The 21,535-nt window shown below is 66.4% G+C and carries 19 protein-coding genes; 14 read left to right on the forward strand and 5 right to left on the reverse strand.

Translation table 11 applies throughout. The annotated features are described in order from the left end of the window. Positions 1-10 precede the first annotated feature (10 nt). Entirely contained in the window at positions 11-1,687 is a 1,677-nt protein-coding gene (locus tag J2X57_RS19640) for an EAL domain-containing protein (RefSeq protein WP_309869652.1), read from the forward strand. On the opposite strand, the gene J2X57_RS19645 is transcribed toward J2X57_RS19640, so the two are convergent. Next, the gene (locus J2X57_RS19645) at positions 1,645-2,304 is read right to left on the reverse strand and encodes a hypothetical protein (protein WP_309869655.1); all 660 of its coding nucleotides are present in this window, start codon (positions 2,302-2,304) and stop codon (positions 1,645-1,647) included. The two genes, J2X57_RS19640 and J2X57_RS19645, sit on opposite strands and share 43 nt — an antisense overlap. Before the next feature lie 151 nt (positions 2,305-2,455). Between J2X57_RS19645 and J2X57_RS19650 the strand changes: the two genes are divergently transcribed. The 5 genes from J2X57_RS19650 to J2X57_RS19670 all read left to right on the forward strand — a co-directional run bounded on the left by J2X57_RS19650 (position 2,456) and on the right by J2X57_RS19670 (position 7,090). Then, positions 2,456-4,009 (forward strand): YdiU family protein, encoded by a 1,554-nt coding sequence (locus J2X57_RS19650; protein ID WP_309869658.1) that lies wholly within the window; start codon positions 2,456-2,458, stop codon positions 4,007-4,009. 57 nt (positions 4,010-4,066) lie between these two features. Beyond that, positions 4,067-5,125, forward strand: coding sequence for a methyltransferase (locus J2X57_RS19655; RefSeq protein WP_309869661.1), 1,059 nt, complete (start codon positions 4,067-4,069; stop codon positions 5,123-5,125). Further along, positions 5,122-5,823 (forward strand): 16S rRNA pseudouridine(516) synthase, encoded by a 702-nt coding sequence (locus J2X57_RS19660; protein WP_036112560.1) that lies wholly within the window; start codon positions 5,122-5,124, stop codon positions 5,821-5,823. Before J2X57_RS19655 ends, J2X57_RS19660 begins: the two co-directional genes overlap by 4 nt. Positions 5,824-5,937: 114 nt before the next feature. After that, positions 5,938-6,465, forward strand: coding sequence for a superoxide dismutase family protein (gene sodC / locus J2X57_RS19665; RefSeq protein ID WP_036112562.1), 528 nt, complete (start codon positions 5,938-5,940; stop codon positions 6,463-6,465). 7 nt (positions 6,466-6,472) lie between these two features. Then, positions 6,473-7,090, forward strand: a complete 618-nt coding sequence (locus tag J2X57_RS19670; protein WP_309869665.1) for an alpha-ketoglutarate-dependent dioxygenase AlkB — start codon at positions 6,473-6,475, stop codon at positions 7,088-7,090. 15 nt (positions 7,091-7,105) lie between these two features. On the opposite strand, the gene J2X57_RS19675 is transcribed toward J2X57_RS19670, so the two are convergent. The 3 genes from J2X57_RS19675 to J2X57_RS19685 all read right to left on the reverse strand — a co-directional run bounded on the left by J2X57_RS19675 (position 7,106) and on the right by J2X57_RS19685 (position 9,896). Beyond that, positions 7,106-8,179 carry a GGDEF domain-containing protein gene (locus J2X57_RS19675; protein ID WP_051943524.1) on the reverse strand — a complete coding sequence of 358 codons (1,074 nt, stop codon included), beginning with the start codon at positions 8,177-8,179 and terminating at the stop codon, positions 7,106-7,108. Positions 8,180-8,433: 254 nt separating this feature from the next. Then, a complete protein-coding gene (locus J2X57_RS19680; protein ID WP_051943525.1) occupies positions 8,434-9,411 on the reverse strand; it encodes a CorA family divalent cation transporter in 978 nt (325 codons plus the stop codon). A 59-nt stretch (positions 9,412-9,470) separates the two neighbouring features. Then, the gene (locus J2X57_RS19685) at positions 9,471-9,896 is read right to left on the reverse strand and encodes an OsmC family protein (RefSeq protein ID WP_036112565.1); all 426 of its coding nucleotides are present in this window, start codon (positions 9,894-9,896) and stop codon (positions 9,471-9,473) included. Between the two features lie 98 nt (positions 9,897-9,994). Between J2X57_RS19685 and J2X57_RS19690 the strand changes: the two genes are divergently transcribed. The 4 genes from J2X57_RS19690 to J2X57_RS19705 all read left to right on the forward strand — a co-directional run bounded on the left by J2X57_RS19690 (position 9,995) and on the right by J2X57_RS19705 (position 17,443). Further along, positions 9,995-10,285 carry a GNAT family N-acetyltransferase gene (locus tag J2X57_RS19690; protein WP_036112569.1) on the forward strand — a complete coding sequence of 97 codons (291 nt, stop codon included), beginning with the start codon at positions 9,995-9,997 and terminating at the stop codon, positions 10,283-10,285. 193 nt (positions 10,286-10,478) lie between these two features. After that, positions 10,479-12,533 carry a S9 family peptidase gene (locus tag J2X57_RS19695; RefSeq protein WP_309869675.1) on the forward strand — a complete coding sequence of 685 codons (2,055 nt, stop codon included), beginning with the start codon at positions 10,479-10,481 and terminating at the stop codon, positions 12,531-12,533. A 262-nt stretch (positions 12,534-12,795) separates the two neighbouring features. Continuing rightward, positions 12,796-14,343, forward strand: a complete 1,548-nt coding sequence (locus J2X57_RS19700; RefSeq protein ID WP_143025821.1) for an EAL domain-containing protein — start codon at positions 12,796-12,798, stop codon at positions 14,341-14,343. Further along, positions 14,333-17,443, forward strand: a complete 3,111-nt coding sequence (locus J2X57_RS19705; RefSeq protein WP_081907437.1) for a ligand-binding sensor domain-containing diguanylate cyclase — start codon at positions 14,333-14,335, stop codon at positions 17,441-17,443. The genes J2X57_RS19700 and J2X57_RS19705 overlap by 11 nt, the downstream gene beginning before the upstream one ends. A 51-nt stretch (positions 17,444-17,494) precedes the next feature. On the opposite strand, the gene J2X57_RS19710 is transcribed toward J2X57_RS19705, so the two are convergent. Beyond that, positions 17,495-17,977 (reverse strand): YajQ family cyclic di-GMP-binding protein, encoded by a 483-nt coding sequence (locus J2X57_RS19710; protein ID WP_036112575.1) that lies wholly within the window; start codon positions 17,975-17,977, stop codon positions 17,495-17,497. Between the two features lie 81 nt (positions 17,978-18,058). On the opposite strand from J2X57_RS19710, the gene J2X57_RS19715 reads away from it, so the two are divergent. The 4 genes from J2X57_RS19715 (at position 18,059) to J2X57_RS19730 (ending at position 21,429) form a co-directional block, all read left to right on the forward strand. Further along, a complete protein-coding gene (locus tag J2X57_RS19715) occupies positions 18,059-19,234 on the forward strand; it encodes an NAD(P)/FAD-dependent oxidoreductase (RefSeq protein WP_036112577.1) in 1,176 nt (391 codons plus the stop codon). A gap of 12 nt (positions 19,235-19,246) precedes the next feature. Further along, the gene (locus J2X57_RS19720) at positions 19,247-20,128 is read left to right on the forward strand and encodes an NAD(P)-dependent oxidoreductase (protein WP_309869688.1); all 882 of its coding nucleotides are present in this window, start codon (positions 19,247-19,249) and stop codon (positions 20,126-20,128) included. Positions 20,129-20,227: 99 nt separating this feature from the next. Next, complete coding sequence (locus J2X57_RS19725) at positions 20,228-20,509, forward strand: hypothetical protein (protein WP_036112584.1); 282 nt, start codon at positions 20,228-20,230, stop codon at positions 20,507-20,509. 74 nt (positions 20,510-20,583) lie between these two features. After that, positions 20,584-21,429 carry an arginine deiminase-related protein gene (locus tag J2X57_RS19730; protein WP_309869691.1) on the forward strand — a complete coding sequence of 282 codons (846 nt, stop codon included), beginning with the start codon at positions 20,584-20,586 and terminating at the stop codon, positions 21,427-21,429. The last annotated feature ends 106 nt before the right edge of the window (positions 21,430-21,535 follow it).

Genomic DNA, 21,535 nt, shown 5'->3' on the forward strand with positions numbered 1-21,535 from the left:
AGGGGAATCGGTGCAATACGATCTGGCGGGCTGGTCGACCGTGCTTGAATTGATGCCCACGGCGATGTTCGTGCGCGATGCCGAACATCGCTGGGTACTGGTCAACCGCATGGGTTGCACCTATTTCGGTCTGACTATCGATGATGTCATCGGCCGGACCGACGATGAACTGTTTCCTCCGGAGCAGGCGGCGCGCATGGCCGCGGGGGACGAGTCGGTATTGCGCAGCCACGAGGTGGTCGAGTCGGAAGAATCGGTGACCGATCCGCACGGGAGAGTGCGAACGCTGATCACCCGCAAGACCTGCATCGATCTGGACGGTGAGCCGCATATCCTCGCCTCGGTGACCGACATCAGCGATCTGCGTGAATCCGAAGCCTATGTGCGCTGGCTGGCCTGCCACGACGCGCTGACCGGTTTGTCCAATCGCACGGCGCTGTTCAGCCGCATCGAAGCCGCCATCGCGATGGCGGCTTCGGGTGGCGCGCGTTCGGTGTTGTTCTACCTCGACCTCGACGGGTTCAAGAAGGTCAACGACACCTGGGGCCACCTCGCCGGCGACGAGCTGCTGATCCAGTTCGGCAAGCGTCTGCGTGAGGTGGTCGATGCGGCGGATACGGTCGCACGCATCGGCGGCGATGAGTTTGCCGTGCTCGTGGAGGAGCGGGACGATTTCGATGCGGAGACGATGGCGGCAAGCTTCGTCAAACTGGCGGGCAGGCCCTTTGGCGTGCTGTCGACCACGGCGTTCGTCGGTACCTCCGTCGGTGTCATCACCGTCGACGCGAGCGCCGTCGCCGGCGGCGAACTGGCGCGCAAGGCGGACAGTGCGCTGTATGAAGCGAAGAAGCGGCGCAACCGCTACGTGCTCTACAACGACGAGCTCGATGCGGCACTGGCCCATCGCCGCGACGTAGAGCGGTTGCTCGACGACGCGCTGGTCACGGGCGAAGGCCTCAGCTGCCACTACCAGCCGATCGTGCGTGCGAGCGACGGCAAGATCATCGGTCTGGAAGCGCTGGCGCGCTGGCGGCATCCGCGTCTCGGTGTGATCCCGCCGGTGCAGTTCATTCCCGTAGCCGAGGAAACCGGGTTGATCGACCGGTTGGGCGAATGGGTGCTGCGCACGGCGTGCGCGCGCGTGGTAGGGGTGGACGATCTCTTCGTCGCGGTAAACGTCAGCGCCGTGCAGTTGCGCGACGATGGCTTTGCCGACATGGTGCTGGGTGTGCTGAAGAGGACCGGCTTGCCGCCGAGCCGTCTCGAACTGGAGATCACCGAGACGGCCATCGTCAACGCGGACGGCATGGCGGTGCGCCTTCTCAAGCAATTGCGCCGTGTCGGCGTGCGTGTCTCGCTGGACGACTTCGGCACCGGCTACTCCAGCCTGACGCTGCTGAAGGACCTCGACGTCGACAAGGTCAAGATCGACCGCTCGTTCGTGCAGATGGCGCCGACGGCGGAAGACTCGGCCGCCATCGTGCGTGCGGTGTCCAACCTCGGCGCGGCGCTCGGTTTACGCGTGGTCGCCGAGGGCGTGGAGACCGAGCAGCAGCGGGCCTTCCTGTGCGAGGCGGGGTGCGACGAGCTGCAGGGTTATCTGTTTTCCCCGGGCGTGCCCGAGGATCGTATCGAACGCGTGGCTCAGTTGCTGCCTTCGACCGGCAGCGCCGTATCGGCGGGATAGGCGTCGGCCGGCATCGGCCACGTGCGCCGCAGGTCGGGCATGCCGGGCATGCTCGTCGGCTGGGGCAGCGGCAGCGGCATGCGCGCACCCATGGCGCCGCCCGTCGCGTCGCCGACGATGGCGATGACGCAGCCGCCGCTTTCCTGCGATGTCCCGAAGGACAGCCGGCCCCAGGGCATCTGCAGCACGGTGTACCGGTTGGGAAGCATGGATGGCGCCGTCGGCAGGTTCGTTTCCGATGCCGTGGCATGGAAACTCCCGGCCACCTCGGCGTGGGCGAAGCAGGGACGCTGCTCGAGCTGGATCGACGTGAAGCGGACCATCGGCACGTCGCCGCCTTCGTTGAAGCCACGCGCCTCGAAGGCGCTGACGCGGTAACCGTCGCGGGTCACGAAGGGCTGGCTGCGGACGATCTGCGGCGGCGCGTCGGCGGTGGCGTGCAGGCCGCCGGGCAATTTGCGCGACAGGGCGTCGACGGCGTTCGGCAGGGTGCCCATGGTCGCGTTGACGATCTCGACGAGTGTCTTGTCACTTCGCGGCACGGCCACGGGCTCGGCACCCGCGGCGGTGGCCAGGGTGACGCTGAGCAGGCTGGCCAGGGTGCGGATCGGACGCATGACATCCAGGGCGGGGTGGTCGGGGGCGCTAGTTTGCACGAGTCGGCAAGTTATTGTGGCGACCGATGGCGGAACACTGACGGGTGCCTTGTTTCGCGCCGGTCCGGCCGGATATTTCAGAGATCCCCAAACGCATGACCCCTCACCGCCGATGACAGACCTCCGCTTCGACAACGCCTTCGTCCGTGAGTTGCCGGCCGACCCCTCGTCGCTGAACGCTCCGCGGCAGGTGGAGGGCGCCGCCTATTCATGGGTGGCGCCCACACCGGTGGCGGCCCCGCGCGTGGTCGCCGTGTCGGACGAAGTGGCCGCGATGCTGGGTATCGATCCGGACGCCGCGGACTTCGCCGGGGTGTTCAGCGGCAACGCACTACTCCCGGGCATGCAGGGCTATGCCATGGCCTATGGCGGCCATCAGTTCGGTCACTGGGCCGGCCAGCTGGGCGACGGACGCGCGATCGGACTGGGCGAGGTCGTGACGGCCCACGACGGCCGCCAGGAGCTCCAGCTGAAGGGCGCGGGTCGTACGCCGTATTCGCGTGGCGCGGATGGTCGTGCCGTGCTTCGCTCGTCCATCCGCGAGTTCCTCTGCAGCGAAGCCATGTACCACCTGGGCGTGCCGACCACCCGGGCACTGTCGCTGGTGGTGACCGGTGACGAGGTGCTCCGCGACGTCATGTACGACGGCCATCCCGCGCTCGAGCCGGGCGCCATCGTCTGCCGGGTGGCTCCGTCCTTCCTGCGTTTTGGCTCGTACGAGCTGCCGACCTCGCGGAACGACGTGGCACTCCTGCGCCAGCTGGTCGACTTCACCATCCGCACGCATTTCCCCGCGTTCGCCGGGCTGCCCGACGCCGGGCGCTACGGCGCCTTCTTCGGCGAGGTCTGCGAGCGCACGGCGAAGCTCATGGCTCACTGGATGCGCGTGGGCTTCGTCCATGGCGTGATGAACACCGACAACCTGTCGATTCTGGGCCTGACGATCGACTACGGTCCTTACGGCTGGGTGGACAACTTCGACCCCGACTGGACACCCAACACCACCGACCGTGCCAACCGCCGCTACCGCTTCGGCCACCAGCCGCGGGTCGCGTACTGGAACCTGCAGCGTCTGGCCCAGGCCCTGGCGCCCCTGTTCGATGGGACCGAGGCCCTTCAGGCCGGGCTGGACCGCTACGTGGAGGTCTTCGAGGCCACCGACGCCGCGTTCTCGGTCGGCAAGCTCGGCCTTGCCAGCACGCGCGAGGGCGACGACACGCTGGTCGCCGACCTGCGCGGCCTGCTGACCGCGGGCGAGATGGACATGACGATCTTCTTCCGCGACCTGGCGGCGCTCGATCTCGATGAACCCGCCGTCGGCACGGTAGGCGCCGCGTTCTATACCGAGGCGGCCCGCGTGACGGTGAGCGACGCCCTGGCGACCTGGCTGACCCGTTACGCGGCGCGCGTAAAGGACGACGAAGCCACACCGGGCGAGCGCCTGGCGCTGATGCATGCCAGCAACCCGCGCTACGTGCTGCGCAACTATCTCGCCCAGCAGGCGATCGACCGGGCGGAGCAGGGCGACTACGCCGGCGTCCATGAATTGCTCGACACACTGCGTCGGCCGTACGACGAACAGCCCGGCCGCGACCACCTCGCCGGCCGCCGTCCCGACTGGGCGCGCGACCGCGTGGGCTGCTCGATGCTCTCGTGCAGCAGCTGATCAGGGCTCGCTCGCGCTAGAATCGGCGGCCATCCCGTCGCACCGAGGTCCGTGGCGTTGTCCGCCGGAACCGCATCCGAAGCCGCACTCGACGCCCTGTTCGTCCCGTTCATCACGGGTGAACTGGCGTGGCCGGCCGATGGGCGCGTCCTGTTCCTGCGTGCGCGCGACGGCTTCGTCCTCCGCGAGCGGCGCCGTCCCGGCTGGGTGATGCAGCAATCGTTCAAGCCTGCGGCCGATGCGCTGGCGCGCTCCGGCTTCGAGGTCGTCTCCGACCCGCCGGAGGGCGCGTTCCGTGTCGTGATGATCCTGCCGACCCGTCAGCGCGAAGAGAGCCGGGCCCTGTTCGCACAGGCCATGTGTCGCGTGGGACGCGACGGCATCGTCGTGGCCAGTGTGCCTAACAGCGAAGGCGCCAGAACGGCCGAGGCCGATCTCGCCGCGTTGGCCGGCGGTGTCCGTCAGCTGTCCAAGCACAAATGCCGGGTGTTCTGGACTCGCGCGGGCGTCGAGCCCGACATCGCGTTGATGGAGCAATGGCTCGCCTTCGATGCGCCACAAACGATCGAAGAAGGTCGCTTCATGAGCCGCCGCGGGCTGTTCGCCTGGGATCGGATCGACACGGCGTCCGCGCTGCTCGCCGAGGTGCTGCCGGATGACCTGCATGGTCGCCTGGCCGACCTTGGTGCGGGCTTCGGCTATCTCGCCTGCGCGGCGATCGCGCGTTGCCCGGGCATCGTCGCCGCCGATCTCTACGAAGCGGAAGGTCGCGCCATCGCCCCCGCCACGGCCAACCTCGCCGAAGCGGTCGCCCACGCGAATCGCCGCATCGCCACGTCGGTGCGGTGGGCCGATGTGACCCACGGCATCGATACCGGGTACGACACCATTCTTTCCAACCCGCCGTTCCATCAGGGACGCGCGGACCAGCCGGAACTCGGCCGCGCCTTCATCGCCACCGCCGCCAGCGCGCTGGCGCCGACCGGCCGGTTCTGGATGGTCGCCAATCGCCACCTCGCTTACGAGGCGGCACTCGACGCGGCATTCGCCCGCGTCCGCACGGTCGTCGAACGCGACGGCTTCAAGGTCATCGAAGCACAGGAGCCCCGTCGATGAAGCTCGTCCGCCTGTTGGCGAATCTAGGCTATGGCAGCCGCAAGCAAGTCGCATCCATGTTCCGCGAAGGTCTGGTCACCGATCCCGCGGGTGAGGTGCTCTACGCCGACGATAAGGTCGAACACGCCGACGTGCGCTTCGACGGCGAACCGCTGGACCCGCCGCAGGGCCTGCTGTTGATGCTCAACAAACCCAGCGGCTATACCTGCTCGCGCAAGGACGTCGGCCGCCTGGTCTACGACCTGCTGCCACCCCGCTTCGCGTTGCGCAATCCGGTACTGTCGACGGTCGGCCGCCTCGATCGGGAGACGTCGGGCCTGCTGCTGTTCACCGATGACGGTCCGCTGCTGCACCGGATCATTTCGCCGAAGGCCTCGCTGGCCAAGGTGTACGAAGCGACGCTGGCCGAGGATCTGCGTGGCGACGAGGGCGATACGTTCGCCGCCGGCACGTTGATGCTGGACGGGGAAACCGAACCGCTGCTTCCGGCGACGCTGGAGGTGCTGGGGCCGCGTCATGTGCGTCTGACGCTGACGGAAGGCCGTTATCACCAGGTGCGGCGGATGTTCGCGGCGGTGGGCAATCACGTGGTGACGCTCGAGCGTACGACGCTGGGTGGACTGTCGCTGGACGGGCTGCCTTCCGGTGAGTGGCGTGCGCTGGATGAGGCGGATAAGGCACGGATGTTTGGCAGATAGGGACAGCTGCTTCGCGGCGTCCGCAGCGGGAAGCCTGTCGCCTGTGGGTTATGGACGTGCCGTCTACGCCGGGTGCAGTATCCCGGGGTTACCTCGATTCCACAGGAGTGCATGATGAGAAAGATCGCAATCGTGGCCGCTGGCCTGTTCGTCTGTGCCGCCGCTCAGGCTGCCGAGAAGAGTGTGGTGGTACCGCTGACCGCCGTGACCGCCGATGGCGCGGGCGCGTCCGTCGGCAAGGTGACCGTGACCGAAAGCGCCGGCGGTCTCGTGTTCACGCCGGACCTCAAGGGCCTGCCGCCGGGTACGCATGGATTCCATCTGCACGAGAAGGCCAGCTGCGACCCGGGCGAGAAGGACGGCAAGAAGGGCGCCGCGCTCGCTGCCGGTGGTCACTTCGACCCGGCGAAGACCGGCAAGCACGAAGGTCCGGATGCCATGGGCCATGAGGGCGACCTGCCGCGCATCGAGATTGCCGCCGATGGTACCGACACCACGCCGGTAACCGCGCCGCACCTCAAGACGCTGGCGACGCTGAAGGGCCATGCGCTGATGATCCACGCCGGTGGCGACAACTACGCCGACCAGCCGGAACCGCTGGGCGGCGGTGGTGCGCGCATCGCGTGCGGCGTCATCAAGTAAGGGCGACGTGACCCAGGGCTCGCTGTTCGCTGCCGGACCGCTCGTGATCGTCGACGATGAGCACGGGCGGTTCGCGTACGAGCCGGGCCTTATCGCGTCCCCGATGGCGGCGCGATGGTTCGACACGCTGATGTCGACGATCCCGTGGCAGGCGCAGCGGCGTGAGATGTACGGGCGCGAAGTGGACGTACCGCGGCTGGTGCAGCATTACGTGCTGGACGATCCGTCCTTGCCGTCGCCCCTGGCCGAGGCTGCTCGCGAAGCGGTCGCCGCCACCGGGGTGCGGTTCACCTCCGTGGGCCTCAACCTTTATCGCGACGGTCGCGACAGCGTGGCGCCGCATAACGACCATATCGACGAGATCGCGGAAGGCGAGCCGATCGCGCTGCTGTCGTTAGGTGCGACGCGGCGGATGACGTTGCGTGAGCGCGAAGGGGCGAAGCGCAGCTTCGATCTGGATCTGGAGGCGGGCAGCCTGCTGACAATGAGCCATGCCACGCAGTTCCATTACGACCACGGCATCCCGAAGTCGCGCGGCGAGGTCGGGCCGAGGATCAGTCTGGCATTCCGGGTGCGACCACACGGCAGGGCCGCGGGGCGGCATTATCCGACGAAGCCCGCTTAGCGGGCCATCACGTGGTCAGAAGAGGTCGATACTGCCGAGGGCGACCGGCGCGGCGAGCTCGCCACGCTGGGTCAGGCTTTCGTAGCCGTAGACGCTGTTGCGACCGTTCTCCTTGGCGAAGTACAGCGCCTTGTCCGCGCGATCGAGCACGATTTCGGGATAGTCGTTCTCGGTGATCCGCGCATAGCCGATGCTGACAGTGACGTGGCCGACCTGCGGAAACGTGTGATCGGCGATGAACTGCCGGAAGCGGTCCAGCGCGTGTTGCGCCACGTATTCGTTTTCCGCGGCGATCAGCATGACGAACTCTTCGCCGCCGAAGCGGAAGAGCACGTCGCTCTGGCGGAAGCTGGCGCGCATCTGCTGGGCCAGCATCAGGATGACTTCGTCGCCGTAGACGTGACCGTAGGTGTCGTTGATCCGCTTGAAGTGGTCGATGTCGAGGATGGCGAGGTAGATCTTGCTGTCGTCGTCGCGCACGCCGCCACGGCGTTCGTCCTCGCCGCCCACGGCGGCACGCGCACGCTGGCGGCTGAGCTTGAGCAGGCGGCGCAGGCGCTGTTCGAAGCTGCGGCGGTTGTACAGGCCGGTCAGCTTGTCGCGCTCGCTCTCGTTCAGCAGGGCGATGTAGTTGCCGTAGATGCGCGCGAAGCCTTCGACCATCACACGGACGGCGTCGAGCGAATCGTCGGCCTCGAGCATCAGGGCGCCGATCGCGGACCCGTCGCGTTGAATGGGAATGACGAGGCGGCAGTCACCGTTGTCGGTGACGTCGCTGATCGCTTCGAGGGTTTCCATCGCGCAGACGATGGTGTCGACCGGGTCGCCCTCGCGCGGTGGTTCCAGCGCGTTGACGACGAATCCGCCCTCGCTCTTGCGGCCGCAGACCACCATCGACTCGATGGGCTGTTGCAGACTCTCGCCACGCTTGCACAAGGTGACGCTGTTGACCGGCATAAGCTCGGCCAGCGAAAGGACCAGGCTGTGGTCCAGGGCGTCGATATCGCGGTGGTGGGTGAACTCGGCCACCGACGCCAGCAGTCGCGTCTCGGGAAGGCCGCCCGTCATGGCATGCCACGGCGTCTTCATGGACGACCCCACGACGGGGCGTGGCGAACGCGATAGTGACTACTGACTGGCACCGAACACTTCCTCCCCCGAGTCGGGCGCGCCGGATGGCAGCCCCGTGTCGTTTCGACCGGCTTCCACCGGGCGACCCTCAAGGGTGCTAACGGCAGTGCAGCCGCGAACTTTAGGGAAAATACGGCCCAATGTAAAAAAATGCGACGTACGTCAGGTTTACAGGCCTTCACGATGGTGAAGGACTGCGCTAGAGACGCCGCTCAGTCGCCTTCGAGCCAGCCCCGCCATTTAAAGAACAGCACGGGCAACAGGATGCTCAGCAGGATGGCGCCGATCGCCATCGGGTAGCCGAAGGTCCAGTCCAGCTCGGGCATGTGCTTGAAGTTCATGCCCCAGACGCCGGCCAGGATCACCGGAGGAATGGTCGCCACGGAGGTCACCGTCAGCACCTTCATCACATGGTTCTGGTCCGTGCTGATGAAGCCCAGGCTCGCATCCAGCAGGAACTGCAGCTTGTTCGTCAGCTGATCGTCGAACTCGTCCAGGGTGCGAAGGTCGTGATCGACCACGCGCAGGCGGACCTCGACCTGATCGGACATCCACTCGGGCTGCTTGGCCCTGACGAACGAGACGATACGCTGCACGCCCAGCATGGAAGAGCGGTTGCGTGCCTGCTCGCCCTCGAGCCGGCCGACCTCGAGCATGCAGTCGCGCAGGGCGGGCGTGCCCAGGCGCTCGGTGGTGAAGACGCGGTCGGACAGCTGTTTCAGATCGGCGGAGACGTCCTCCATGCGCCTGGCCGCGAGATTGACGATCGCCTCGATCAGCGTCGCCAGCACGTCGGCGCTGGAATCCCAGTGCTGCTCATCGCAGCTCCGCGCCGCCAGGTCGAAGGCGGGCGAGGTCTGGAAGCGAAGCGTCATCAGGACATGCCCGGTGACTACGATGCCGACGGGGGAAGGGCGATGGCCGGTACCGTTGGGGGCGTCGGGATCGACATCCGCGAAATACGGGATCGACAGGTACATCGCGTCGTCGTCCGTGCGGATACGGCTGGACAGGGCGAGGTTGTCGACGTCCGCCCGTTCCGGAATGCGCAGGCCGGAGATCTCGGCGGCACATTTTTTCTCGTCTTCGCTGGGATCGAAGAGGTCGACCCAGATGGGAGCTTTCGGCCTGCCCATGTCCGCTGTCCAGCGGATGGGCTGGCGTTGGCCGTGTTCGTGAATGATCAGCACGCTGGGTTCGATCCTGTCGGCCAGGGAAGCCGCCGGCCGGGGCCGGCGGCCGGAGCAGTTTACGCTTCGAGGGTGGCGTCCATGCTGATCGCGGCATTCAGCACCTTGGATACCGGGCAGCCTTCCTTCGCCTGCCTGGCGATGGCTTCAAAGCCGGCCTGGTCCGTACCGGGGATCTTCGCCTTCACGGTGAGATGCACCTTGGTGATGGAGAAACCTTCGCCGTCCTTGTCGAGGGTGACGTCGGCCTTCGTCTCGATCTTGTCGGGGGTGAGGCCGGCGTTGCCGAGCATGAGCGACAGCGCCATCGAGAAGCAGCCAGCGTGCGCGGCGCCGATCAGTTCCTCGGGGTTGGTGCCCGGGCCGTCTTCGAAGCGCGACTTGAAGCCGTAGGGGGCTTCCTTCAGTACGCCGGTCTGGGTGGAGATCGTGCCCTGGCCATCCTTGATGCCGCCTTTCCAGACCGCTGAGCCTGACTTCTGCATGGAGATTCTCCTTCGGTGGGGGGATGATCGCCTGACCTTAACGGCCCGCCCATCCAGAGAATGCGAAGGTGCGGCTGTCCTTCTGATGGAGATGACCGATGAGCGACAACGCGAAACCGCTGGAAATTACGCATGACACCGAAAACCAGGTGTTCACGACCGTGGTGGACGGTCACACCTGCGAGGTGGAGTACCGCCTCGCCGGCAACGTGATGACGATCACGCACACCGGTGTGCCATCGCCCGTGGGCGGGCGGGGCATTGCCTCCATCCTGACGAAATCCGCCGTGCAGGCCGCAGAGGCCAGGGGCTGGAAGGTTCAGCCCGCTTGTTCCTATGCGGCGACCTGGTTCAAGCGCAATCCGGAGTTTTCCCACTTGCTGGCCTGACGGAGTCCAGCTCGCCGACAGGGTTGGGCCCTGGCGAAGCCTGTCTCCCGGAGCCGGGCTCCCACCAGAGCCTGTCTCCCGCCGGAGGCGGGCTTCGGTCACATCTCCCAGACGGCCACCAGGGAAGGGGTGCTCGCGAGAGTAATGAGTGTCGTGATAGTTTTCACACCTCAATCACACACCAGGTCACCCCATGCGTACGAAGTGGATCGCCGCGGCCGTCGCGCTCGCCTTCACCCAGGCCAGCCTCGCCGACACCCCGACGAAATCCGCCGATGACCCGCGTATCGCGGCCATCCTCTCGTCGCTGGCCAAGGTCCGCACGATCGAGTCAGTCGCGCTTTCGCCCGATGGCAGGCAGCTGGCCTGGGCGGTGAAGACCGATGGCAAGCCGGTGATCGAGATCGCCGACGCGCAGGGCCAGCATGCCCACCGCATCACCGCGAGCAAGGGGTGCAGCGAGACCTCGGTCGCCTGGGCCGCCGACTCCCGCCATCTCGCCTTCCTGTCCGATTGCGCGGGCAGCGCCCCGGGCGTGGAGGAGGGCAAGCAGAACGACATCTACACCGTCGACACCGGTACCCGCGCCGCGCCCGTGCGGCTGACCCACCTTACCGGCTACGTCAGCGGCCTCGAATGGCGCGCTGACGGTAAGCAGCTTGGCTTCCTCTACGTGCCGAACGCGACCCGCCGCGCCAGCGCCACCGCGGCGGCGAAGCCGCAGCTGGGCGAAGTCGGCGTCGAGGGTATCGAAGTGCAGCAGGTGGCCAGCGTCGACGCGGCGGGCGGGGACGTCCACGTCCTCACGCCCGCTGGCCTGCACGTCTACGAGTTCAGCTTCTCGGCCGACGGTGCGCGCATCGCGTACGTCGCGGCCGAGCCGCCGGGAGACAACAACTGGTGGGTTGCCAAACTCTACGTCCAGCCGTCGACCGAAGGTGGCAAGGGTGACGTCGTCGTCGACACCGCAACGCTCAGCGGTCCCCTCAAGGGGCTGCAGGTGGCGGTGCCGCGCTTCTCGCCGGACGGCTCACGCATCGCCTTCATCGGCGGCCTCATGAGCGATCAGGGCTCGACCGGTGGTGACATCTGGACGGTCCCGGCCACCGGCGGTGCCGCGCCCGTGGACGTCACTCCGGATATCCACACCACGCCGGCCTGGCTCACCTGGACGGCGAACGACGCCTTGCTGGTGGGTGAGCACACGGGCGGGTCGAGCCGCGTGTCCCGTTATGCGCTGCCGGCTGAAGGCGTCGCCACGGCGACCCGCCTGTTCGATCTGCCCATGACGATCGGTGACGGTCGCCTCTCGATGTCCTTGTCGCTGGATGCGAAGGCCACCAAGGCCGCGTTCGTCGGCAGTTCGTTCGACAAGGCCTATGAGGTACAGGTCGCCACGCTCGCCGCCGCGCACGCGCCGGTGGCGGTGACCTCATTCAACGCCGCGCTCAAGCCGTCGTGGGGCAAGGCCGAATCGATCTCGTGGACCTTCGAAGGCCACGAGGTGCAGGGCTGGCTGCTGTATCCGGCGCACTACAACCCGAAAAAGCACTACGGGATGATCGTCTCGGTGCACGGCGGTCCTGCCGCGGCGGTCACGCCGCGCTGGCCCGGTGTCGGCTACGGCGGTGCGCCGCTTTCCGCGCTGGGCTATTTCGTGTTCATGCCCAACCCACGTGGCAGCTACGGGCAGGGCGCGGCGTTCGTCCAGGCCAACCGCAAGGATTTCGGCTACGGCGACATGCGCGACATTCTCGCGGGCGTCGATACGATCGAGAAGAATCACCCGGTCGACGACAAGCGCCTCGGCCTCACGGGCTGGAGCTACGGCGGCTTCATGACGATGTTCGGAGTGACCCAGACCAACCGTTTCCGCGCGGCGGTCGCGGGCGCGGGAATCTCCAACTGGCAGAGCTATTACGGCCAGAACCTCATCGACCAGTGGATGACGCCGTACTTCGGTGCGTCGGTGTATGACGATCCGGCTGTCTATGCGAAGAGTTCGGCCATCAATTTCATCAAACAGGTGAAGACGCCGACGCTGATCGTGGTCGGCGAGCGTGACGCCGAGACGCCCGCCCCGCAGTCGTTCGAGTTCTGGCATGCGCTGCGCGCCCAGAACGTGCCGACTTCGCTGGTGGTCTACCCGGGCGAGGGTCACGGCTTTGCGCGCGATGAGAACCGCCGTGACGTGCTGGCCCGCGCTCTGGCCTGGTTCGATCGCTATCTGCCGGCCAGTGGGAACTGAGCCGGCTTCCGGACAAGTACGCAGGTAGTGCACATTTTCGGAAAGGCAGGTCATCAGGCGGATTGCGTTTTTTTGCCGGTCTATCATCATCCGATCAGTGATGGCGTTCTTTTTCTCACGCAGGGCTAAAGTCGGGGGCGGTGGTGGCCGTTAGACCTAGGGAGACGTCGTTTCGCGCCTGGCGTGTTTCCAGGCTCCCGGGCGCGGTCGTTCCGTTTTTAAAGCAAGACGTGCCCCGGATACCGGGCCGGAGCGTGGTGTGTTGAACCATCGTAGCGTCGAGAGTGGCCTGCACCTGGCCGCATCGAAGTGTGCCCGCTGGACCCTTCCGGGGTCGGGCGACGGTACGCGCTGTGCCAATTTCGGCACCGTTGGCGCTGGACCGGGCTGGGTGGTCAGTCTGATCGTCGTCGTCGCGGTGGCCACTGCCGCCATCGTCTGGCTGGTGGGGCAGCGCCGCCAGTTGCGCAGCCGCCTGCGCGATCCGCGCGAACAGGCTCGCCGGGTGCTGGCCTTTCACGCGTATCACGACACGCTGACCGGGCTGCCGAACCGGGCCTTCCTGCTGCAGACGCTGGAACAGGCCCTGGCCGACTCCTCCGACGACTCGCTCGCGGTCATGTTCATCGACCTGGACGGCTTCAAATCCATTAACGACACGCTCGGCCATGAAGCGGGCGATGCTTTCCTTCAGGCGGTCGCCACCAGCCTGCGCAGCAGTGTGCGTGAGCGCGACACGGTCGCGCGTTTCGGTGGCGACGAATTCGTCGTGGTGGTGCAGGCCTATGGCGGCATGGAAAACCTTGTTCGCGTCTGCCGGAAGGTGCTGGATCTCGTATCGCAGCCGGTCAGCGTGGCCGGCCAGTTCGTTGCGGTAAGCCCGAGTATCGGCGTCGCGGTATCGCCCAAGGACGGTACGGTGGCCGACATGCTGATCCGCAACGCGGACGCAGCGATGTACGCGGTAAAGGAAACCGGCAAGGCCGACTTTCGCTTCTACGAGGAGGGCATGCTCGAGCAGGCCCGCGAGCGCGTCGCGCTCACCGTCGAACTGCGTGAAGCCCTGCAGCAGGGCAACCTGGGTGTCGAATACCAGCCTAAGCGTCACCTGCGCGACGGCACGCTGGCCGGCGTCGAAGCGCTGGCCCGGTGGAACCATCCCACGCGCGGCCAGGTGCCTCCGGCCGTCTTCGTCGCGGTGGCCGAGCGCTCCGGCCTCATCCACGCGCTGGGCGAATACGTGCTGCGCGCGGTGCTCACGCAGGTCAAGGCCTGGGATGCCGCCGGCATCGCGGTCGACTACGTGGCGATCAACCTGTCCATGCACGAGCTGACCCGCCCGGCCTTCGTCGAGACGCTGCATCGCGTGGTGCGCTCGTATGGCGTGGATCCGATGCGTATCCGTTTCGAGCTCACCGAATCCACGGCGATGCGCCAGCCGGAAGAGACCATGCGCCAGCTGGTCAAGCTGCGTTCGCACGGGTTCGATCTGCTGATCGACGATTTCGGCGCGGGTTACTGGAACCTCGGTCACCTTCGGGAACTCCCGGTGGGCACGATCAAGATCGACCAGTCGTTCGTGCGTGGCAGTTCGCTCAATCTGGCGGATCGCGAAATCACCGAAGCGATCGTCGGCCTCGCCAAGAAGCTCAACATGCAGACGATCGCCGAAGGCGTCGAAACCGAAGCGCAGGCCGACTGGCTGCGCGATCTCGGCTGCGACATCGGTCAGGGCTATTTCTTCGCCCGGCCGATGACCGCGGATGCCTTCAGTCGTTACCTCGACCCGACGATGGCCTATGCTGGCTGACCGCGCACCGCGGCCCGTTCGCTCACCGCGCCTCCGAGCACGTCTGGTCGCCTTCGCGGCCCTGCTGTGCTTTGTCGTCGCTTCGGCGGTCTCCGCGCAGGTTACTCCGACGGGGAACGCGTCGACGGTGGGCGTGGATCCGTGGGCGGTCTACGAGACCTCGTGGTTCGACACGCTGGGCGTGGCGGATGGCTTGCCCCATTCGACCACCACCGCCATCGTGCAGGACAAGCGCGGGCTGATATGGATCGGCACGTTCGGCGGTCTGGTCCGCTACGACGGCTACCGCACGCAGGTATTCGGGCAGGAGCCCGATTCCTACGCGGGCGCCGTGCTGCCCGACGCCTACGTGCGCGCCCTGATGCCGCTGGACGACGGCGGGCTGCTGATCGGCACCAACACCGGTGGCCTCGTGCGCTTCGATCCGAAGACGATGCGCTTCCACGTCTATCCGGTGGGTCCCGGCGGGACATCGCACGCGAAGATCTTTTCGATCGCCGCGTCGCGCGAGCCCAACGTGTACTGGGTCGCGACGGAAGGCGGCATCGATCGCATCGACGTGACCAGCGGCCACATCGAGCGCGTCTCGGGGCTGCCGGGCGACGAGAAGGAGATGCTGCCGCGCACCTTCGTGGTGGCGGAGGATGCAGTCGGCAATCTGTGGGCCGGGGCGGATAACGGCCTGTTCGTGCGTCGTCGCGGCGGTCATTTCGAGCGCGTCGTCTCGTCGGACCCGGCGATCGACGAGATCCTGCACGATCAGGTCTGGGCCTTGCTGCCCGACAGCAAGCGGCAGCTGTGGGTGGGCACCGGGCAGTCCGGGGCGATCTACATCGACACCGCCGGGAAGGGCCATGCGGTGCCGGGCCTGTCGGGCAAGAACAGCCTCGCCCACCGGCGCACCGTGCGCGCGTTCCATGAGACACCGCAGGGCGTACTCTGGGCCGCGACGGATGGCGCGGGGGTCGTCACCTTCGACATGAACACGGGTCGCCTGCGTCCGCTCAGCCACGACGCGGCGATGCCGTCCTCGCTGCCGGGCGACATCACCCGCGACATTTACCAGGACACCGCGGGCAACATCTGGGTCGCGACCGAACTCGGCGCGGCGCGCTACGACCCGAACGGGCGCAAGGTGTTTTCCGTGCTGCCGTCGCCGCTGGAGACCCACACGCTGTCCAACGCCAACGTGCACTCGGTGTTCGTCGATCCGCGCGGAAGGGTCTGGCTCGGTCTCGGCATGGGCCGCATCGATCTGCTCGACCTGGGCAAGGGCAGCATGCGTCACCTGCAACTCGGTGGCGAACAGGCCGAGCGCGACGTGCAGGCCTTCGTCGTGGCGCCCGACGGGTCGATCTGGGCGGGCGCGCAGGGCATTTCGCGGATCGATCCTGAGACCTTCGAGCTGAAGAGCTCGGTGATCCCGAGCCTGGACGGCAAGCTGATCCTGTCGATGCAGCGCGATGGTGACGATATCCTCATCGGCTGCTATGACGGCCTGTTCCGCTACGACACGGCGACCGGCGCGCTGGTGCAGATGCGCCACGACGCGTCCGATCCGAAGAGTCTGGTCGGCGACCAGGTGCGTTACATCACGCGCATGCCCGGGGCCTGGTGGTTCTCCACCATCAGCGGCATCAGCATCGCGTATGACGGCAAGCCCGGCTTCGTGAACCTGCATCACGACCCGGCCGACCCGACCAGCCTCCCGCACGACTACACTGGCTCGCTGGCGTTCGATTCGCACCACCGCCTGTGGATCGGGACGTTCGGCGGCATCGCCTACCTCGACGATTTCAAGCCGGAAGGACCGTTCCGCTTCGGCGTGATCGGTGCGCGCGAGGGTCTGGTCAATACCAAGATCAACGCCTTGCTGGTCGATCACGACGATCGCATCTGGGCCTCGATGGCCAACGGTGTAGCGATGGTCGATGCGAACAGCCGCCGCGTCTCCGACCTGGGTATCCGTGACGGCCTGCGTATTCCGAGCTACATCCATCGCTCCGCCGCCGAGGCGCCGGGCGGCGAACTGATGTTCGGCGGTCTGGGCGGCCTGACCGTGGTCCGTCCGTACTGGGTGGCCCCGCATGTGCCGCCGCCGCGTCTCGCCATCACGCATGTGTCTACCAACGACAAACCGCTGCCACTCGCCGACCTGCCTGACGATGGCGGCCACATCACACTCGATGGCGATGGCCGGCGGCTACGCGTGGACTTCGCGCTGCTGGACTTCCGGGCGCCGTCGGAAACCCATTACGCCTATCGCATGGACGACGCGGATGGTGGCTGGAACGAGGTGGCCCGTGGCCTGCCGCCCAGTGCGATCTATACCAACCTCGCCAGCGGCAGCTACACCCTGCGACTGCGCGCGACCATGCGCGGGCTGGATGGGCGTACCGTGGAGTCGTCCGTTCGCGTGACGGTGGTGCCGCGCTGGTACGAAAGCCCGTGGACGCTGCTCGCCGGCGTGGCGCTCGGCGTCGTCGCGTTCTTCGGGCTGGTCTATCTGCGCACGCTGTACCTGCGCCGTCGCGCCGAGTTGCTGCAGGTCCAGGTCGACGCGCGCACGAGGGATCTGAAGGCGGCCAACGAGCGGCTGGATCACCTCGCCGGCACCGACGAACTGACCGGCTCGCTCAACCGTCGCCGCTTCCTCGAACAGGCCGAGCGCGTACGCCAGGGGGCGTCCACAGACGGAATTCCGTTCAGCGTGGTCCTGCTCGATATCGACGACTTCAAGTCGGTCAACGATACGTTCGGCCATCTGGCCGGCGATACGGTGATCCGCGAGACGATGCGCGTGATCTCGTCGATGTGCCGCGCGGACGATCTCGCGGGACGCTTCGGCGGTGAGGAATTCATCCTCTGCCTGCCGGGCGCGCTGGCCGAGCATGCGCTGGATATCACCGAGCGCGTGCGTCATGCGCTCGGCGCGATGACGATCGTGCACGGCGACTACCGGATCCGCATCACCGTGAGTGCGGGCGTGGCCATGTGGCGTTCGCCCGAGTCGCTCAATTCGCTGCTGGGACGCGCGGACGAGGCGCTGTACGAGGCCAAGAACGACGGCCGCAACCGGAGCCGCATCGCGGGGCTGTAGAAGCGCGCAAGGCCTCTGTAGAAGCGCGCCCCGCGCGCGACACCCGTCACCTCAATCGCGGAAATTCTCGAACTGCAGCGGAATTTCCACGTCCGCCTTGCGCAGCAGCGCCATCGCCGTCTGCAGATCGTCACGCTTCTTGCCAGTGACGCGGATCTTCTCGCCGTTGATCTGCGCCTCGACCTTCAGCTTCGCTTCCTTGATCTTCGCGATGATCTTCTTCGCGACCGGCTGCTCGATCCCCTGCTTGATGGTGACCTTCTGCCGGCCCTCGGCCAGGTTGGTCTCGACCTTGCCGACGTCCATCGAGCGCACGTCGATCTGCCGCGCGGAGAGGCGGGCGCGCAGGATGTCCATGATCTGGCCGACCTGGAATTCGTTGTCGGCGCGCAGGGTCAGGACGTTCTCTTCCTGCTCGATCTTCGCCGAGGTGCCCTTCAGATCGAAGCGCGTGGTGACCTCGCGGTTGGCCTGGTCGATGGCGTTGGCGAGCTCGTGTTTGTCGACTTCGGAAACGATGTCGAAGGAGGGCATGGCAGGGTCCTTGTCTAAGGTGGCGATGACCAAGTTTACGCGACGGCGGTACCATGTGCGTTTGCACCACGGAAACCACGCATGGAATACGATGTACTCGTCATCGGGGCAGGCGCGGCGGGCCTGATGACGGCCATCGTCGCGGGCGGCCGTGGGCGGCGCGTGCTGGTGGTCGACCATGCGAACCGGGCAGGCAAGAAGATCCTGATGTCCGGCGGCGGCCGCTGCAATTTTACGAATACCGCCACCACGCCGGCCAACTTTCTCTCGGCCAACCCGCATTTCTGCAAGTCCGCGCTGGCGCGCTACACGCCGTGGGATTTCATCGCCATGGTCGACCGCCACAGGATCGCCTGGCACGAGAAGTCGCCAGGCCAGCTGTTCTGTGACGAATCATCCAAGCTGATCGTGCGCATGCTGCTGGACGAATGCGCCGCGGCGGGCGTGCGTGTCGAGACGAACTGCGGGGTATCGCGGCTGCGTGCGACCGACGGTGGCTTCGCCTGCGACACGCCGCTGGGCCCTGTGCGCGCCGCGTCGCTGGTGATCGCCACGGGCGGGCTGTCGATTCCCAGCCTCGGGGCCACCGGCTTTGGTTACGAGGTGGCGAAGCAGTTCGGTCATGCCGTGCTGCCGCTGCGCGCCGGTCTCGTGCCGCTGACGCTCAGCGGCAAGCACCAGGAACGCTTCGACGGACTGGCTGGCGTGGCGCTTCCCGTCGAAGCGACGGTTGGCGATACCTCGTTCCGTGATGCCTTGCTCATCACCCATCGCGGCGTCAGTGGCCCGGCGATCCTGCAGATCTCCTCGTACTGGCAGCCCGGTGCCGACCTGCGGGTCAACCTGCTGCCGGACGTGGACGCCGCCGAGGCCTTGCGCCAGGGGCAGGCCGAGCGTCCGGCCGCCGAGCTCAAGACAGTGCTGTCGTCGCTGCTGCCGCGCCGTCTGGCCGAGCGCCTCTGCGAGATCTGGCTGCCCAATAAGCCCATGCGTCAATACCGCGCCGCCGAGCTGAACGATATCGGCGCACAATTGGCCGACTGGCCCATCGTCGCCAGCGGCACCGAAGGTTACCGGACCGCCGAAGTCACCCTCGGTGGTGTCGATACCGATGAGGTGTCTTCCTCCACCATGATGTCGAAAAGACATCCGGGCCTGTATTTCGTCGGGGAGGTTCTCGACGTGACCGGCCATCTCGGCGGCTACAACTTCCAATGGGCCTGGGCTTGCGGACATGCCGCCGGCCTGGCCGTCTGACAGGAGCACGACATGCGTATCGGTTTTCTCGGCCTCGGCGCCATGGGCGCGGCCATGGCCTCCAACCTCATCAAGGCCGGCCACGAAGTCACCGTCTGGAATCGCTCGGCCGATGCCGCGAAGCCGTTGGCGGAGCAGGGCGCCACGGTCGCCGCCACCCCGGCCGAAGCCGCCGCGGGCGCCGAGGTCATTCACGGCATGCTGGCCAACGACGCGGCCGTGCGCCAGGTGCTGATCGACGGCGGCGTGCTCGACGCCTTGCCCAGGGGGGCGGTCCACGTGAACCACGCGACGATCTCCGTCGCGTTGGCGCGTGAGCTGGTCGAAGCGCACGAGACGCGCGGCCTGGGCTTCGTCGCCGCGCCCGTATTCGGTCGTCCCGACGTGGCTGCCGCCGGCGCGCTCAACATCGTCGTCGCCGGCAAGCCGGATGCCGTCGCCACGGTGCAGCCGCTGCTGGATCTGCTTGCCGGCAAGATCTGGCCGATGGGCGACGACCCGATCCGCTCGGTCATCGTCAAGATCGGCGGCAACTTCATGATCGGCGCCGCCATCGAAAGCATGGCCGAGGCCACGGCGCTCACCCGCGCTCACGGCGTCTCGGCCGCCGACTTCCTCGACGTGATGTCGAATTCGCTGTTCGCCGCGCCGGTCTTCAAGAATTACGGCGGCCAGATCGCGAAGAACACGTACGAACCGGCGGGGTTCAAGCTCAGCCTGGGCTTCAAGGACGTGGGTCTGGCCCGTTCGGCGGCCGACGCCGAGCGCGTGCCGATGCCGTTGGCCAGCCTCTTGCACGACACGCTGCTGGAATCGCTGGCACAGGGCGACGGCGACATCGACTGGGCAGGCATGGCCCGCGTGGCGGCGGCCCGCGCCCACCTCAAGGACTGAAACGTTAGAGCCGATTTACGCAAGTCTTCACAATCTCCAGTCCGACGGGTCCGCAACAATGGGACTCGCACGCTGTTGTGCTGTCTTGGGAACGAAGTCATGTCGGCAACCTGGAAGACGGTTTACGAGGGAGAACACGAAGGCCGCTCGGTCACGATCAAGGAATCCAACGACCACACCTTCAAGGTACTGACGAAGCAGAACTTCCACGACGAAGGCATCGCCTACCAGGAGGGCGACCGCTACGTTCACGTCTCGCCGGCCAGCGTCGGCGAGCAGGTCGAAAGCGAGGTGAACTCGCGCGACTCGCTCGAAGAAGCATTGAAGGAACTGCATTTCTCGTCGGAATCGGTCAAGGCGATTCTCGGCAAAATGCACTGACGGACCGGTAGCCGTTTCTGCCATGATGGGGGTTCGTTCCCCCATACAGGCGCATCCCGTCCATGGCAGAAACGATGTCCCCGACGATCGAGCGTACGGTTCCACGCGTGCTGATGTGCGCTCCGACATTCTTCGAGGTCAGCTACGTCATCAATCCGTGGATGACCGACCACGTGCATGACACCACCAGCGAGCGCTCTCGCCGCCAGTGGGACGCGCTGCGCGACACCGTGTCGCGCCATGCCGACGTGGCTCTCCAGCCGCCTGCGGAAGGGCTCCCGGATATGTGCTTCGCGGCCAACGCGGGCCTCGTGTTCGGAAATGCTTTTGTACCGAGCCGCTTCCGCTACGCCGAACGGCAGGGCGAGGAAGCGCATGCCCGGGCGTGGTTCTCACGTCATGGATTCGACATCGTCGATATCGCTGAAGACGTCTTCTTCGAAGGGGCGGGTGATGCGTTGTTCGACCGCGGTGTGTCGCGTCGTTTGTGGATGGGGCACGGACATCGGTCCGATCCCTTGGCAGCATCCGAACTGGCGACGCGTCTGGATATCGAAGTCATTCCGCTGAAGCTCGCGGATCCTCGTTTCTACCACCTGGACACGTGTTTCTGTCCGCTGGCGGGCGGCTACACGTTGTACTTCCCGGATGCTTTCGATGCGGCGTCCCTGGCGTCGATCGAGAAGCATATCGCGCCGCATCTGCGCATTCCGGTCAGCGAGCACGATGCGCTCGATTTCGCCTGCAATGCGGTGAACCTCGGCAAGGTCGTGATCCTCAATCGTGCGGGGCCGGATCTGCGGTCGCGGCTGGAGGGCGCGGGTTTCATGCTTATCGAGGTGGCGCTGGATGAGTTCATGAAGTCTGGCGGCGCCGCCAAGTGCCTGACTTTACGGCTGGATGAGGTCACTGGGGTTTAACGGCTCGTCGTTGGGGCAGGGAGCCGTCGGCTGCCGTTCCTGTCGCTAAGTCCTCCTACGGCCTTCGCCTTCGTGCGGAAGCGCGCCAGGAACGGCAGCCGACGAC

It is taken from the genome of Luteibacter sp. 1214, assembly GCF_031455395.1.
GTDB lineage: Bacteria > Pseudomonadota > Gammaproteobacteria > Xanthomonadales > Rhodanobacteraceae > Luteibacter > Luteibacter mycovicinus.